At 70.7% G+C, this 14369-nt stretch carries 12 protein-coding genes; all 12 read left to right on the plus strand.

Annotation, left to right across the window (positions count from 1 at the left end):
* The 12 genes from P8S73_RS00910 to mltG all read left to right on the plus strand — a co-directional run bounded on the left by P8S73_RS00910 (window position 1) and on the right by mltG (window position 14364).
* Entirely contained in the window at window positions 1-1224 is a 1224-nt protein-coding gene (locus P8S73_RS00910; RefSeq protein WP_039101134.1) for an MFS transporter, read from the plus strand.
* Window positions 1225-1345: 121 nt separating this feature from the next.
* Window positions 1346-1798: a D-aminoacyl-tRNA deacylase gene (gene dtd / locus P8S73_RS00915; RefSeq protein ID WP_039101135.1), complete on the plus strand. Its 453-nt coding sequence runs from the start codon at window positions 1346-1348 to the stop codon at window positions 1796-1798.
* A gap of 105 nt (window positions 1799-1903) precedes the next feature.
* Window positions 1904-3562: a replication-associated recombination protein A gene (locus tag P8S73_RS00920; protein ID WP_062946286.1), complete on the plus strand. Its 1659-nt coding sequence runs from the start codon at window positions 1904-1906 to the stop codon at window positions 3560-3562.
* A 127-nt stretch (window positions 3563-3689) separates the two neighbouring features.
* Entirely contained in the window at window positions 3690-5420 is a 1731-nt protein-coding gene (locus P8S73_RS00925) for a glycerol-3-phosphate dehydrogenase/oxidase (RefSeq protein WP_039101136.1), read from the plus strand.
* Window positions 5421-5476: 56 nt separating this feature from the next.
* The gene (locus P8S73_RS00930) at window positions 5477-6226 is read left to right on the plus strand and encodes an MIP/aquaporin family protein (protein ID WP_039101137.1); all 750 of its coding nucleotides are present in this window, start codon (window positions 5477-5479) and stop codon (window positions 6224-6226) included.
* A 47-nt stretch (window positions 6227-6273) separates the two neighbouring features.
* Complete coding sequence (gene glpK / locus P8S73_RS00935) at window positions 6274-7794, plus strand: glycerol kinase GlpK (protein ID WP_039101138.1); 1521 nt, start codon at window positions 6274-6276, stop codon at window positions 7792-7794.
* A gap of 223 nt (window positions 7795-8017) precedes the next feature.
* Window positions 8018-8656 carry a 30S ribosomal protein S4 gene (gene rpsD / locus P8S73_RS00940; RefSeq protein ID WP_012398417.1) on the plus strand — a complete coding sequence of 213 codons (639 nt, stop codon included), beginning with the start codon at window positions 8018-8020 and terminating at the stop codon, window positions 8654-8656.
* Between the two features lie 267 nt (window positions 8657-8923).
* Entirely contained in the window at window positions 8924-9424 is a 501-nt protein-coding gene (locus P8S73_RS00945; protein ID WP_019309290.1) for a DUF948 domain-containing protein, read from the plus strand.
* A gap of 2 nt (window positions 9425-9426) precedes the next feature.
* Window positions 9427-9885 (plus strand): hypothetical protein, encoded by a 459-nt coding sequence (locus P8S73_RS00950; RefSeq protein WP_019309289.1) that lies wholly within the window; start codon window positions 9427-9429, stop codon window positions 9883-9885.
* Window positions 9885-12572, plus strand: a complete 2688-nt coding sequence (gene alaS / locus P8S73_RS00955) for an alanine--tRNA ligase (RefSeq protein ID WP_019309288.1) — start codon at window positions 9885-9887, stop codon at window positions 12570-12572. Before P8S73_RS00950 ends, alaS begins: the two co-directional genes overlap by 1 nt.
* Window positions 12572-13156 (plus strand): Holliday junction resolvase RuvX, encoded by a 585-nt coding sequence (gene ruvX / locus P8S73_RS00960; RefSeq protein WP_019309287.1) that lies wholly within the window; start codon window positions 12572-12574, stop codon window positions 13154-13156. Before alaS ends, ruvX begins: the two co-directional genes overlap by 1 nt.
* Window positions 13153-14364, plus strand: a complete 1212-nt coding sequence (mltG, locus tag P8S73_RS00965; RefSeq protein WP_019309286.1) for an endolytic transglycosylase MltG — start codon at window positions 13153-13155, stop codon at window positions 14362-14364. Before ruvX ends, mltG begins: the two co-directional genes overlap by 4 nt.
* Window positions 14365-14369 lie beyond the last annotated feature (5 nt).

Here is a 14369-nt window from a genome sequence, read left to right on the forward strand (position 1 = left end):
GTGGCCCTGGCCGGTGTCGTTGTCACCGCCTTCACCCTGCGCCTGGCCGTCTCCGGGGTCTCACCCGTGCTGGGGCGCATCACCCAGGACCTGCACCTGTCAGCCGCCGAGGCGGGTCTGCTCGCGATGATGCCCTCGCTGGGCTTCGCGCTCACCGGGATCCTCACCACCCTGGCCATGAGGCGGGCGGGCCTCGAGGCGCTGCTGATGGTCTCGTGCGGTCTCGCCGCCCTCGGCACCCTCGCGCGCGCCGTGTCCCCCGGGGACGTGGGCTTCGTGGTCCTCACCTTCGTGATCATGTGCGGTCTGGGCATGGGCAACGTGGTCCTGCCGCCCGTGATCAAGAAGTACTTCCCGCACCGCATCGCAGCTCTGTCTGCGATCTACTCGATGCTGCTGGGCATGTCCACGGCCACCGCACCGTTCTTCGCGGTCCCGCTCGCGGACGCCGCCGGGTGGCGCGTGTCCGTGGGGTCGTGGGCCGTGTTCTCCCTCGCCGCCCTCGTGCCGTGGCTCGTGCTGTGGGTGGGAGCCCGCCGCCGCACCCAGCCGCCCGCCGAGCAGACCCCCGACCTGACCGTGCTGCCGGACGCCGTGGTGGCCCCTGCCTCCACCGCACGGGTCAAGCCGTGGCACTCCAGGATCGGGTGGGGCGTGGTGCTGATGTTCACCGGCACGTCCGCCAACACGTTCTCCATGTTCCTGTGGCTGCCGCGCTTCCTCACGGACACCGGGTTCTCGGAGCACGAGGCCGGGTTCATGCTCTCCTACTACGCCATCCTGGCCGTGCCGGTGAGCTTCGCGGTCCCGTTCCTGGTCCGCCGCTTCGGCAACACCGTGGTGCTGGGGCTGTCCACCGTGGTGCTGTACGCCCTGGGCTACCTCGCCGTACTGCTGTGGCCCCACGCCACGTGGGGGGACTTCCGTTTGGTCTGGGTGTGGATCACGGTGTTCGGCCTGGCACAGGCGTCCTTCCCGCTGGCCATCACGCTGATCAACGCCCGCACGCGCACCACCGCGGGCGCCGGCTCGCTCTCTGGCTTCGGCCAGGGCCTCGGCTACCTGGCCGGCTCGCTGGGGCCGCTGGCCTTCGGCCTGCTGTTCGGCGTCACCGGGTCCTGGTGGCCGTCCTTCGGCTACCTGTGGCTCATGCTCGTGGTGCTCAGCGCGGGCATCCTCATGACCGGCCGCCACCGGTTCATGGAGGACGACGCCGCACGGTGACCCTCCGTGCGTCCCCGGCGGTCCCGGCGCTCCCGGGGCGGTCGCCCGCTACGGCTTCGGGCGGCGTCGTCGACCGCCACCCGGGAGGCACGCCGCAGGGCGTGTGTGGTGGACTGGGCGCATGAGAATCGTGCTGCAAGTCGTGTCCCGTGCCGCCGTGACCGTGGCCGGGGAGACCGTGGGGGAGATCGAGGGTCCGGGCGTGCTGGCGCTCGTGGGCGTCACGCACACGGACACCCCGGAGACCGCCGCCCGGCTCGCGGAGAAGGTCGCGGGCCTGCGGATCCTGCCGGGGGAGACCTCGTGCGCGGACGGGCCCTCACCCGTGCTCGTGGTCAGCCAGTTCACGCTGTACGGGGACGTGCGAAAGGGACGCCGGCCCTCGTGGTCCAGGGCCGCCCCCGGGGACGTCAGCGAACCCCTGTTCGAGGAGTTCGTCCGTGCGCTGCGCGGGCGCGGGATCCCCGTGGAGACGGGGCGCTTCGGGGCGCACATGGAGGTCTCGCTCGTCAACGACGGGCCCGTGACCGTCCTCGTGGACAGCGAGGAGCTGGACCGGCCCCGACGCGGGTGAACGCCGCCGGGTCGCCACGGGCCCCCGGGAGCCCCTGACGGGGACGGGCGCCACGCGGGCCCCAGCAGAGTTCTGCCTGTCCGGGGCGAGCAGTACTGTCGGGGCGTGAGCACCTCCTTGTTCGACCTGCCGGACCCGCTCAGCGGTGACGGCTCGGCCACGTCCGATCCCACCACCCACCACTCCGGGCCGCGGGGCCGTACCCGCGCCCCGCTCGCCGTGCGGATGCGCCCACGCACGCTGGACGAGGTGGTGGGGCAGAAGCACCTGCTGCGGGCAGGGTCCCCGCTGCGCGCACTGGTCACCGGTCGGTCGGGGCCGGCCGCGCCGTCCTCGGTGATCCTGTGGGGCCCGCCCGGAACGGGCAAGACCACGATCGCGCAGGTGATCGCGCGCGGGCACGGCACCACGTTCGTGGAGCTCTCCGCCGTCACGGCCGGCGTCAAGGACGTCCGCCGGGTCATGGACGAGGCCCTCACCGCGCGGGACCTGCACGGACGCACCACGGTGCTGTTCCTGGACGAGATCCACCGCTTCACCAAGGCGCAGCAGGACGCCCTGCTGCCCGGGGTGGAGAACGGGTGGGTCATCCTCGTGGCGGCCACCACCGAGAACCCGTCCTTCTCCGTGATCTCACCCCTGCTCTCCCGCTCCCTGCTGCTCACGCTGCAGCCGCTCGAACGCCAGGACATCGGAGAGCTGCTGGACCGGGCGGTCGTGGATCCCCGCGGACTGGACGGCGCGGTGGTCCTCTCCCCGCAGGCCCGGGAGCACCTGCTGGACGTGGCCGGGGGAGACGCCCGCAAGGCCCTCACGTCACTGGAGGCTGCAGCCGGCGTCGCACTGTCCCACGCGGGCGGCGTCGACGCGAGGGACCGGGAGGGCGCGGACGAGGGGAACCGCGCGGCACACGCAGACGGCGGGACAGACCCGGGCGGGCCGGCGGACGAGAACGGCGCGGTGGACAAAGACGGCCCGGTCGCCGGGGGCGTCGCGGCTCACGAGGACGACGCCGCGGAACAGGACCGCGCCGCGGGGCAGGGGGCCACGACAGACGAGGCCCGCGCCGTGGAGCGGACCGGCGCCGGGCAGCCCGGCGCCACCACCGGCGGACCCGCCACGGTGACGCTGGCGCACGCCGAGGAGGCCGTGAACCGCGCGGCCGTGCGCTACGACAAGCAGGGCGACCAGCACTACGACGTGGTGAGCGCGTTCATCAAGTCCATCCGGGGCTCGGACGTGGACGCCGCGATGCACTACCTCGCCCGGATGATCGAGGCGGGGGAGGACCCCCGGTTCATCGCACGCCGGCTCATCATCTCCGCGTCCGAGGACATCGGCATGGCGGACCCCACCGCGCTGCAGACCGCCGTGGCGGCCGCCCAGGCCGTGCAGCTGATCGGCATGCCGGAGGGCCGCCTCCCGCTCGCCCAGGCCGTGGCGCACCTGGCCACCGCCCCCAAGTCCAACGCCGCCTACCTGGCGGTGGACGCCGCGATCGCCGACGTCCGGGCCGGGGGTGCCGGTCCCGTGCCTGCGCACCTCCGGGACTCCCACTACCCGGGAGCGGCGGGGCTCGGCCACGGTGACGGCTACCGCTACGCCCACGACGCCCCCAGTGCCGTGGCCACCCAGCAGTACCCGCCGGACGAGCTCGTGGGCAGGGACTACTACCGGCCCACGCCCTACGGCCACGAGAAGGAGCTGGCGCACCGGCTGGGCATCCTGCGGTCCATGGTGCGGGGCACCCGGCGCGGGGAGTGAGCCGGTCAGGTCAGCCGCCGCGCACCCCTCGCCACGGCCGGTGTTTTCCGTGTCACGGAGTGAGGACTATTGTGACTCTCACCCGAATCGATCGTCAGCTACCCACCGGTAGACAGGAGCGGCAACCGTGCCACTGACCTCTTTGAACGCACAGCAGCGCAACAACGACCTCCGCGCCATGGCGGAGCACCCCGTGGACGTCCTGGTGATCGGTGGCGGCATCACGGGCGCGGGGATCGCCCTGGACGCGGCCACCCGTGGTCTGTCCACCGCCATCATCGACGCGCAGGACTGGGCCCAGGGCACCTCCTCGCGCTCCTCCAAGCTGGTGCACGGCGGGCTGCGCTACCTCATGCAGCTGAACTTCGCGCTCGTGGCGGAGGCCCTCAAGGAGCGCGACCTCCTGATGCACCGGCTGGCCCCGCACCTGGTCAAGCCCATCCAGTTCATGTACCCGCTGACCCACAAGGGCTGGGAACGCCCCTTCGTGGCCACGGGCATCGGCATGTACGACACCCTCGCCCACGTGGGCGCCAAGGCCGAGTCCCTGCCCATCCAGCGCCACCTCAGCGCCGCCGGCGTGCGCAAGACCTTCCCGGCCATGCGCGACGACGCCGCCGTGGGCGCCATCGCCTACTGGGACGGTCGCGTGGACGACGCCCGCCTGACCCTGGACCTCGTGCGCACGGCCCAGCGCTACGGGGCCCTCGCGGCGAACCGCGCCGCGGCCCGCAACCTGATCCGTGACGACTCCGGCCGCGTGGTCGGGGCCCACATCGAGGACCTCACCACGGGGGAGACCCGCGAGGTGCGCGCCAAGGTCGTGATCTCCGCCGCCGGTGTGTGGACCGAGCCGGTCCAGGACCTCGCGGAGTCCGAGACCGGCCTGAAAGTGCTGGCCTCCAAGGGCATCCACATCGTGGTCCCCAAGGAGCGCCTGGACGGCTCCACCGGCATCATCCTGCAGACGGAGAAGTCCGTGCTGTTCATCATCCCGTGGGACAACTACTGGGTCATCGGCACCACGGACACCCCGTACGAGCGGGATCTGGCCACCCCCACGGCCACGCGCGAGGACGCCCAGTACGTGCTGGACCACGCGAACAAGATCCTGCGGGACCCGCTGACCATGGACGACGTGATCGGCACGTGGGCCGGGCTGCGCCCGCTCGTGCAGCCGGGCACCAAGGGCGAGGCCACCCCGTCCACCAAGATCTCCCGTGAGCACTCCGTGGTGGAGGCCGCGCCCGGTCTGTTCACCATCGCAGGCGGCAAGCTCACCACCTACCGCGTGATGGGCAAGGACGCCGTGGACGCCGCGCTCGGCAAGAAGGCCGCCAAGGAGAACCCGTCCATCACCGAGCACGTCGCGCTGCTGGGTGCGCAGGGCTGGTCCGGTCTGATGAACCAGTCGGAGCACCTGGCCGCCCGCGCCGGTATGGAGCAGGTCGTGGTCGAGCGTCTGCTCAACCGCTACGGGGACGAGACGCTGGAGATGATCGACACCATCACGGACCACCCCGAACTGGGGGAGCCCGTCCCCGGCGCCGAGCAGTACCTCAAGATCGAGATCCAGCGCGCGGCCACCCACGAGGGCGCCCTGGACCTCGAGGACGTGATGTGCCGGCGCACCCACCTGAACTACGAGCAGCGCGACGGCGGTTCCGCCGCGGCCCCGGAGATCGCCCGCATCATGGGTGACGTCCTCGGCTGGGACGAGGCCGAGCGCGCACGTCAGGTGGATCTCTACGAGCAGATGCGCCGCGCCGAGCACGCCGCCCTGCAGGAGAACGACGAGGACACCGCCCAGCGGCTGCGCGAGGGCGCGGGCAACCCGTACCCGCAGCAGCGGGGCTGAGACAAGATCTCGGGCCCGGGACAGTCCGGGCCCCCGAACACCCAATGGAGGGTGCTGTGAATGAAGTGACCGAGGTGGCGTTGTCCACCGTTTTCATGTCGGAGGCCTTCGGCACGGCCGTGCTCGTGCTGCTGGGCTGCGGCGTGGTGGCCAACGTGGTGCTCCCGCGCACCAAAGGCAACGGCGCGGACTGGCTGCTCATCAGCTTCGGCTGGGGCTTCGCCGTCTTCGCCGGCGTGTACGTGGGCCACGCCTCCGGAGCGCACCTCAACCCCGCGGTGACGCTGGGCATGCTCGCGGGCCAGGAGCCCGAGTACGCACCCGGGGTGGCCATCAGCGTCGCAAGCACCCTCGTCTACATCGTGGCGCAGATGGTGGGTGCCTTCGTGGGTGCCGTCGTGTGCTGGCTCGCCTACAAGAAGCACTTCGACGCCGCCGGGCGCGAGGGCGTGCCCACGATCGACGTCTTCTCCACCGGGCCCGAGATCCGCAGCCACGGCTGGAACTTCCTCACCGAGGTCATCGCCACCTTCGTGCTCGTGTACGTGATCCTCGTCTTCGGGGAGACACCGAGCGAGCTCGGCCCCCTCGCGGTGGGCGTGCTGGTGGTGGCGATCGGCATGAGCCTCGGCGGCCCCACGGGCTACGCCATCAACCCTGCCCGCGACCTCGGCCCCCGCATCGCGCACGCGGTGCTGCCCATTCCCGGCAAGCCCGGCAGCAACTGGTCCTACAGCTGGGTCCCGGTGCTCGGCCCCGTGGTGGGCGGTGTGCTCGCCGGTGTGGCGGCCCACCTCATCGGCTGAGCGCACCGCACCCGAGCACGACACACAACTGACGAAGGAGTCACCCCATGAGCGAACCCCAGTACGTGATGGCCATCGACCAGGGCACCACGAGCACGCGCGCCATCGTCTTCGACCACTCCGGGAAGATCAAGGGCCTGGGCCAGTACGAGCACGAGCAGATCTTCCCGCGCGCGGGCTGGGTGGAGCACGACGCCCAGGAGATCTGGCGCAACACCCGCCGCTGCGTGGCGGACGCGCTCGCCGAGACCGAGCTGACCCGCGAGGACCTTGCCGCCGTGGGCATCACCAACCAGCGCGAGACCACCGTGGTGTGGGACAAGAACACCGGCGAGCCCGTCTACAACGCGATCGTGTGGCAGGACACCCGCACCCAGGAGATCGTGGACGAGCTGGCCGAGGACGGCGGTGAGGAACGTTTCCGGAACCTCACCGGGCTGCCCCTGGCGAGCTACTTCGCCGGCCCCAAGGTCAAGTGGATCCTGGACAACGTGGAGGGCGCTCGCGAAAAGGCCGAGGCGGGTGACCTGCTGTTCGGCACCACCGACAGCTGGCTCGTGTGGAACCTCACGGGGGGCACCAACGAGGGCGTGCACGTGACGGACGTGACCAACGCGTCCCGCACGCTGCTCATGAACATCGACACCCTGGACTGGAACGAGGACCTCTGCGAGACGCTGGGCATCCCGATGTCCATGCTCCCCGAGATCCGCTGCAGCTCCGAGGTCTACGGCAAGGGCCGCGCCCGAGGCTTTCTCAAGCAGGTCCCGATCGCGGGCATCCTGGGTGACCAGCAGGCCGCGATGTTCGGTCAGACGTGCTTCGAGCCCGGCATGGGCAAGAACACCTACGGCACGGGCAGCTTCCTGCTGATGAACGTGGGGGAGACCCCGGTGCGCTCGGAGCACGGGCTCATCACCACGGTGTGCTACCAGATCGAGGGCGAGAAGCCCGTCTACGCGCTCGAGGGCTCGATCGCCGTCACGGGATCGCTCGTGCAGTGGGTGCGGGACAACCTCGGCATCATCCAGGACGCGAAGGAGATCGAGCCGCTCGCGCGCGCCGTCGAGGACAACGGCGGGGCGTACTTCGTGCCCGCGTTCTCGGGTCTGTTCGCCCCGCACTGGCGCCCGGACGCCCGTGGCGCGCTGGTGGGGTTGACCCGCTACGTGCGCAAGGAGCACATCGCCCGCGCCGTGCTGGAGGCCACCGCCTACCAGTCGCGCGAGGTCGTGGAGGCCATGAACAAGGACTCGCAGCAGGACCTGGTGGAGCTGCGCGTGGACGGCGGCATGACGGCCAACGAGCTGCTCATGCAGTTCCAGGCGGACCAGCTGGGCGTGCCCGTGATCCGCCCCGAGATCACGGAGACGACTGCGCTGGGTGCTGCGTACGCCGCCGGCCTCGCGGTGGGCTTCTGGGCGGACCTGGACGAGATCACCCAGAACTGGGCCGAGGACAAGCGCTGGGAGCCCGAGGGGGACCGTGAGCAGCAGGAGAAGCTGTTCCGCAACTGGGGCAAGGCAGTGACCAAGTCGCTGGACTGGGTGAACGAGGACGTGGACTGAGTCCGCTATAGTGGAACGCTGGCTGGCACGTCCCCGGTGGACCTTCGGCGCCCCTGACACCCTCAAGGGCCCGGTGAGCACACGGTGGACGCTAGGTTCGTCGGATTGCGGCTGATCCGCACCTCTCCCGCGGGAACCGATTCCCCCGCGCAGGAGGCCAGTACCACCCAGAACGGAACGCGGGCTGTGCCCGTACGCCGTCGAACCGCATGAAAGGCATGCTTTGTCCCAGAACAACAGCTCCCGTGCGCGCCGCCAGGTGCGCAAGTCCCGTGCCCTCGGCATTGCACTGACGCCGAAGGCCGAGAAGTACTTCGAGCGCCGCCCGTACGCCCCCGGTGAGCACGGCCGTGCCCGCCGCAAGCAGGACTCCGACTACAAGGTGCGCCTGACCGAGAAGCAGCGGCTGCGCGCGCAGTACAACATCCGCGAGAAGCAGATGCACCGCGCCTACGTGGAGGCCAAGCGCGTCGAGGGTCAGACCGGTGAGAACCTCATCGCCCTGCTCGAGACCCGCTTGGACGCCCTCGTGCTGCGCGCGGGCTTCGTCCGCACGATGGCCGCGGCCCGCCAGGCCGTGGTGCACCGGCACATCATGGTGGACGGCCAGCGCGTGGACCGCCCCTCGTACCGCGTGCGCCCGGGTCAGATGATCCACGTGCACCCGCGCTCCGAGAAGATGGTGCCGTTCCAGATCGCCGCGACCGGTGCGAACCAGGATGTCCTGCCGGACACCCCGCCGTACCTGGACGTGACGATCGACCGGCTGCAGGCCACGCTCTCCCGCAAGCCCGAGCGCTCCGAGGTCCCCGTGACCTGCGAGGAGCAGCTCGTGGTCGAGTACTACGCACGCATGGCCTGATCATTCGTGCGCGGCCGACCGCCCAGCGCTCGGCCACCGGACAGCCCGCGGGTTCACCCCGCGGGCTGTCCGCGTTCCTGAATCCGGACGAGCGGGCAGTGGCCGGCTGCCTGCACCGCCGACCGGCGCCCGCTCACGGGTCCGCACGGTGCCGCGGGGTCGCTCCTCGGTGCTCGGTCGTGTCCGGGTTGTTGGGTAGAGTTGCGCTTCGGTCGGTCCTTCGCGCCGACCTCGACGACGACACACGGACGGAAGTGATGGTCACCCATGGACGGTGGAGATATCGCCGGGCTGCTCGCGGTGCTGGTGTTCGCGGTGCTCGTGGGTCTGCTCGCGCTGCCCATCGTGAAGCTCGGGCGGGTGTTCGACGAGCTGCGCCTGACCATCCGCTCGATCAACGACGGCACCACGCCGCTGATCGACGAGGTGACACGCACGGTCACCACCACGAACACCCAGCTGGAGAAGGTGGACGGGATCACCTCGAACGTCTCCGACGCCTCGGCGAACGTGTCGGCACTGTCCTCGCTCGTGGCCTCCACCGTGGGGCAGCCCCTGATCAAGGTGGCGTCCTTCTCCCACGGGTTGCGCCGCGCCTTCTCGCCCCAGCCCGGGGCGCCGGGCGCAGCGGGCGCCGCCGGGGGAGCCGGGACCCGTCCCGGCCCCGCACCGTCCTCCCAGCCCCGGGGCGCCTCCGGTGGCCCCGCGGACCACACCGGGCACGAGCCATCCGCTGATGGTTCCGGACCCACGGACACCAGGAGCTGACCATGGGAATGTGGTCCAAACTCGCCCTGCTCGCCGCCGGCGCCCTGGTGGGCGGCGCGGCCACCCGCGTCGCCTCCGATCCCGCGGCCCGGCAGTCCCTGTCCCGGGCCATCCAGGGGACTCCCGAGAGCACGGCCGTGGCGCGCGCGCCGCACGGGGACGTGGCGCACCGCGCCCGACCCGCCGCGGTGGACACCCTGCGCACCGCGGCCCGGCGCTTCGGCGAGTTCACGGCACGGGTCCGGGCGGGCATGGAGGAGCGCGAGGCGCAGCTGCAGCAGCAGTTCGGCGTGCGCTCTCCCGTGGACCACACCGCCAACCACCCGGCGGCGCCCGACGACGCCGTGCCCCCCGCCGGTGTCCCGTGGCACCCGGTCACGTCCCACGACTCCTCGACCGACCCGGAGGACCCCCGGGCCCGGGTCATCGAACACACCCCTTCGGAAGGAAACGAGCGGTAATGCTCTCTCACGAGATCACCCAGCGCTGGCTGAGCTACTTCGAGGCCAAGGGCCACCACGTGGTGCCCTCGGCGTCCCTGGTGTCCCAGCAGCCCGGTGCCATGTTCACGATCGCCGGCATGGTGCCGTTCATCCCGTACTTCCTGGGCCAGGAGACCCCTCCCTACCGTCGGGCGACCTCCGTGCAGAAGTGCATCCGCACCCTGGACATCGACGAGGTGGGCAAGACCGCCCGCCACGGCACGTTCTTCCAGATGGCCGGCAACTTCTCCTTCGGCGACTACTTCAAGTCCCAGGCCATCCCCATGGCCTGGGAGCTCCTCACCACTGCCGCGGCCGACGGCGGCTTCGGGCTGGACCCGGAGCGGCTGTGGGTCACCGTGTACGAGGGGGACCAGGAGTCCTACGACCTGTGGCACGACACCGTGGGTCTGCCCGCCCAGCGCATCCAGCGCATGGGCCGTGACGAGAACTACTGGGACACCGGCCAGCCCGGGCCCGCGGGTCCCGACTCCGAGATCTTCTACGACCGCGGCCCGCGCTACGGCAAGGACGGCGGTCCGGCGGTGGACGACGACCGCTACATCGAGATCTGGAACCTCGTGTTCATGCAGTACCAGCGCGGCGAGGGCAACGGCAAGGACTACGAGATCCTGGGCGACCTGCCGCAGCAGAACATCGACACCGGCCTGGGCGTGGAGCGTCTGGCCATGCTGCTGCAGGGCGTGGAGAACTTCTACGAGACGGACCAGGTCCGACCCGTGCTCGACGCCGCGGCCAAGCTCTCCGGGCGCACCTACCACGGAGCCGAGAAGGCCGGCGAGGAGGGCTACGAGGACGACGTCCGCATGCGCGTGGTCGCCGACCACGTCCGCTCCTCGCTCATGCTCATCGCCGACGGCGTGACGCCCGGCAACGAGGGCCGCGGCTACATCCTGCGCCGGCTGCTGCGCCGTGCCGTGCGGGCCATGCGCCTGCTCGGGGTCACCGAGCCCTGCCTGCCCGTGCTGCTGCCGGAGTCACGGGACGCCATGAAGGGCGTCTACCCCGTGGTGGCCGAGGACTTCGAGCGGATCTCGCGGATCGCGTACGCCGAGGAGCGGGCCTTCCTGAAGACCATCGAGTCCGGCACCACCCGCCTGGAGCACGCCGTGGACGTGGCCAAGGGGGAGAAGCGCGCGCTGAGCGGGGCGGACGCCTTCGCCCTGCACGACACCTTCGGCTTCCCGATCGACCTCACCCTGGAGATGGCCGGCGAGGCCGGCGTCGCCGTGGACGAGAAGGCGTTCCGCGAGCTCATGGCCGAGCAGCGCCAGCGCGCCCAGGAGGACGCCCGCGCCAAGAAGGGCGCCATGGCGGACCTCTCCGAGCTGCGCCGCATGCTCGACGACCACGGCAGCGAGTTCACCGGCTACACCGAACTGGTCACACCCACCACGGTGCGCGCCATCCTCTCGGGCGGCGTCTCCGTGCCCGCCGCGAGCGAGGGCGAGCACGTGGAGATCGTGCTCGAGCGCACCCCGTTCTACGCCGAGGCCGGTGGCCAGGCCGCGGACGTGGGCACCATCGACTCCGCGGACGGGCTGCGCCTGAGCGTGGAGGACGTCCAGCAGCCCGTGAAGGGCCTGTCCGTGCACAAGGTCACGGTCGCCTCCGGCCAGGTGGTCGTGGGGGACGAGGTCACCGCCCGCGTGGACTCCCGCCGCCGCCACGACGGCGAGGCAGCCCACTCCGGCACGCACGTGATCCACGCTGCCCTGCACGACGTCCTGGGCCCGGACGCGGTCCAGCGCGGCTCGTTCAACAAGGAGGGCTACCTCCGCTTCGACTTCTCCCACGGGGAGGCCCTGAACGCGGAGCAGATCCAGGAGATCGAGCAGATCGCCAACACCGCCATCCGCGACGACTTCGAGGTGGTCACTCGCGAGATGCCGCTGGCCGAGGCCAAGAAGCTCGGGGCCATGTCCCTGTTCGGCGAGAAGTACGGGGACGAGGTCCGCGTGGTCGAGATGAACGGCCCGTGGTCCCGTGAGCTGTGCGGCGGCACCCACGTGGGCTCCACGTCCCAGCTGGGATCGCTGTCCCTGGTCTCGGAGCAGTCCGTGGGCTCGGGCAACCGTCGCGTGGAGGCGCTCGTGGGCCTGAACTCGTTCAACCACCTGGCCGCCGAGCGCACGCTGGTCAACCAGCTCACCGGAATGCTCAAGGTGCAGTCCAGCGCCGAGCTGCCGGAGCGTCTCGCGGCCACCCTCGACAAGCTCAAGGAGACCGAGCGCCAGCTCGCCGGCCTGCGCCAGCAGCAGCTGCAGGCTCAGGCCGGCCAGCTCGCCCAGGACGCCGAGCGCATCGGGACGGTCACGGCCGTGCTGCACGACGCCGGGGAGATCGCCTCCGCGGACGCGCTGCGCTCCCTCGCCCTGGACCTGCGCACCCGCCTGGGCTCCGATCCCGCGCTCGCGGCCGTGACCGGCGTCGCCAACGACCGTCCGCTGATCGTGGTGGCGGTCAACGACGCCGCCCGGCAGGCAGGTCTCGCGGCCGGCCAGCTCGTGCGCACCGCGGCCACGGTCCTCGGTGGCGGTGGCGGCGGCAAGCCGGACGTCGCCCAGGGCGGCGGCTCCGACGCCGCCCGGATCCCCGATGCGCTGGCGGCGGTGCGGCGGCAGATCCAGGACTGCGCGAGCTGATGTCCGAGTCCTTCGAGCGTGCCGTGCGCATGGGCGTGGACGTGGGGAAGGTCAGGGTGGGCATCGCCCTGACCGACCCCGGGTGCGTTCTGGCCACCCCGCACCAGACGCTCGCGCGGGACTCCAACCCCCGCAAGGCCTTCGACGTGAAGATCATCACCAGGCTCTGCGAGGAGCGGGACGTGCGCACGGTGTACGTGGGCCTGCCGCGCAGCCTGGACGGACGTGAGAACGATTCGACCGTCATGGCCAGGGATTACGCCGCGATGCTCGTTCGTCGGCTAGGCTCACGGGGGTGCACCACGCAGGTGCGCCTGGTGGACGAGCGGCTGTCCACGGTCGCTGCCCACCAGTCGATGCTGGACTCCGGGGTCTCCCGGAGGGACCACATGGACAGGGTCGACCAGGCGGCCGCCGTGACCTTCCTGCAGACTGCGGTGGACCAGGGCCTGCGCACCGGCGTGGAGCCGGGCGAGCGGGTCGGGGCCGTGGAACAGGCGCAGCAGTGCACCGAGGGGCGGGTGACCTCCCCACAGGGGGATGCCCCCAAGACCACCAGAACGGCGGACGGAGAGTATTCGTGAGCGATGAGCCGCGGGACAACGCAACCGGTGACGGGAACACCCCGCACGGGTCTAACGGTGATGGGCTGAGCTCCTCGCACGCCTCTGACGGCGGCTCCCACTCCCAGCTGGCCGGCTCCTTCGAGCACCACGAGGTGACGCCGGAGCAGCGCAAGCGCCGCCAGGCCCGTTCCCGCGCGTCCATGACCACGGCCATCGCCCTGTTCGTCGCGGCACTGATCGTGGTGGTGGCGGTGCTCGGCTCCACCTTCGGGCTCTTCGAGCGCAAGGACTACCACGGCTCGGGGGACCAGGACGTCACGTTCTCCGTGGCGGACGGCAGCACCACGGGGCAGATCGCGCAGGATCTCGAGTCCCAGGACATCGTGGCGGACGCCTCCACGTTCGTGTCCACGTTCCAGAAGAAGTACCCCGAGGACTTCATCCAGCCCGGTGAGTACCAGCTCAAGACCAGGATGAGCTCCGAGGACGTGGTCAACTCCCTGATGGAGAAGGAAGCCGCCACGCACTACGCGGCGATCCCCAAGACCCAGCGGATGGACGACACCTTCACCGCCCTGAGCGAGGCCACCGGCATCGACCGCTCCGAGTTCGAGAAGCTCGCCAAGCAGAAGGAGACGTTCGGGATCCCCGAGCAGTTCCCCAACCTGGAGGGCTGGCTGCACCCGGGCGAGTACCACTTCCCCCTGGACGCCACGGCCGAGCAGATCCTGCAGGAGATGGTGGACCGCACGCGGGCCACCCTGGAGAAGAACAACGTCCCCGAGGACCGCTGGTTCGAGGTGCTCACCGTGGGCTCGATCGTCGAGTTCGAGGGCACCCCGCAGAACTACCCCTCCGTGGCCGGAGCCATCGAGAACCGCATGAACAACCCGGACGGCGAGACCAGCGGGTTCATCCAGTCCGACGCCTCCGTGACCTACGGTCTGGGCAAGAAGACCGTGCACCTCACGGAGGAGGAGAAGAAGGACAAGTCCAACCCGTACAACACCTACGCGAACCCCGGTCTGCCGGTCGGTCCGATCGGGTCCCCGAGCGACGACGCCATTGCGGCGGCGGCCAACCCGGAGAAGAACGACTACTACTACTGGGTGACCGTGAACCTGGACACGGGTGAGACCAAGTTCGCCAAGACGTACGAGGAGCACCAGAAGTACGTGCAGGAGTACCAGCAGTGGTGCGCGGACAACGAGGGCAAGTGCTCCTGACGTGC

The sequence above is a fragment of the Kocuria sp. ChxB genome (genome assembly GCF_044359605.1).
GTDB classification, from domain to species: Bacteria; Actinomycetota; Actinomycetes; order Actinomycetales; family Micrococcaceae; genus Kocuria; species Kocuria rhizophila.

Bases quoted from the DNA above. Each gene is read 5' to 3' on its own strand.
- glpK (WP_039101138.1), top strand. From the start codon at position 6,274: ATGAGCGAACCCCAGTACGTGATGGCCATCGACCAGGGCACCACGAGC.
- dtd (WP_039101135.1), top strand. From the start codon at position 1,346: ATGAGAATCGTGCTGCAAGTCGTGTCCCGTGCCGCCGTGACCGTGGCC.
- P8S73_RS00945 (WP_019309290.1), top strand. From the start codon at position 8,924: ATGGACGGTGGAGATATCGCCGGGCTGCTCGCGGTGCTGGTGTTCGCG.
- P8S73_RS00950 (WP_019309289.1), top strand. From the start codon at position 9,427: ATGGGAATGTGGTCCAAACTCGCCCTGCTCGCCGCCGGCGCCCTGGTG.
- alaS (WP_019309288.1), top strand. From the start codon at position 9,885: ATGCTCTCTCACGAGATCACCCAGCGCTGGCTGAGCTACTTCGAGGCC.
- ruvX (WP_019309287.1), top strand. From the start codon at position 12,572: ATGTCCGAGTCCTTCGAGCGTGCCGTGCGCATGGGCGTGGACGTGGGG.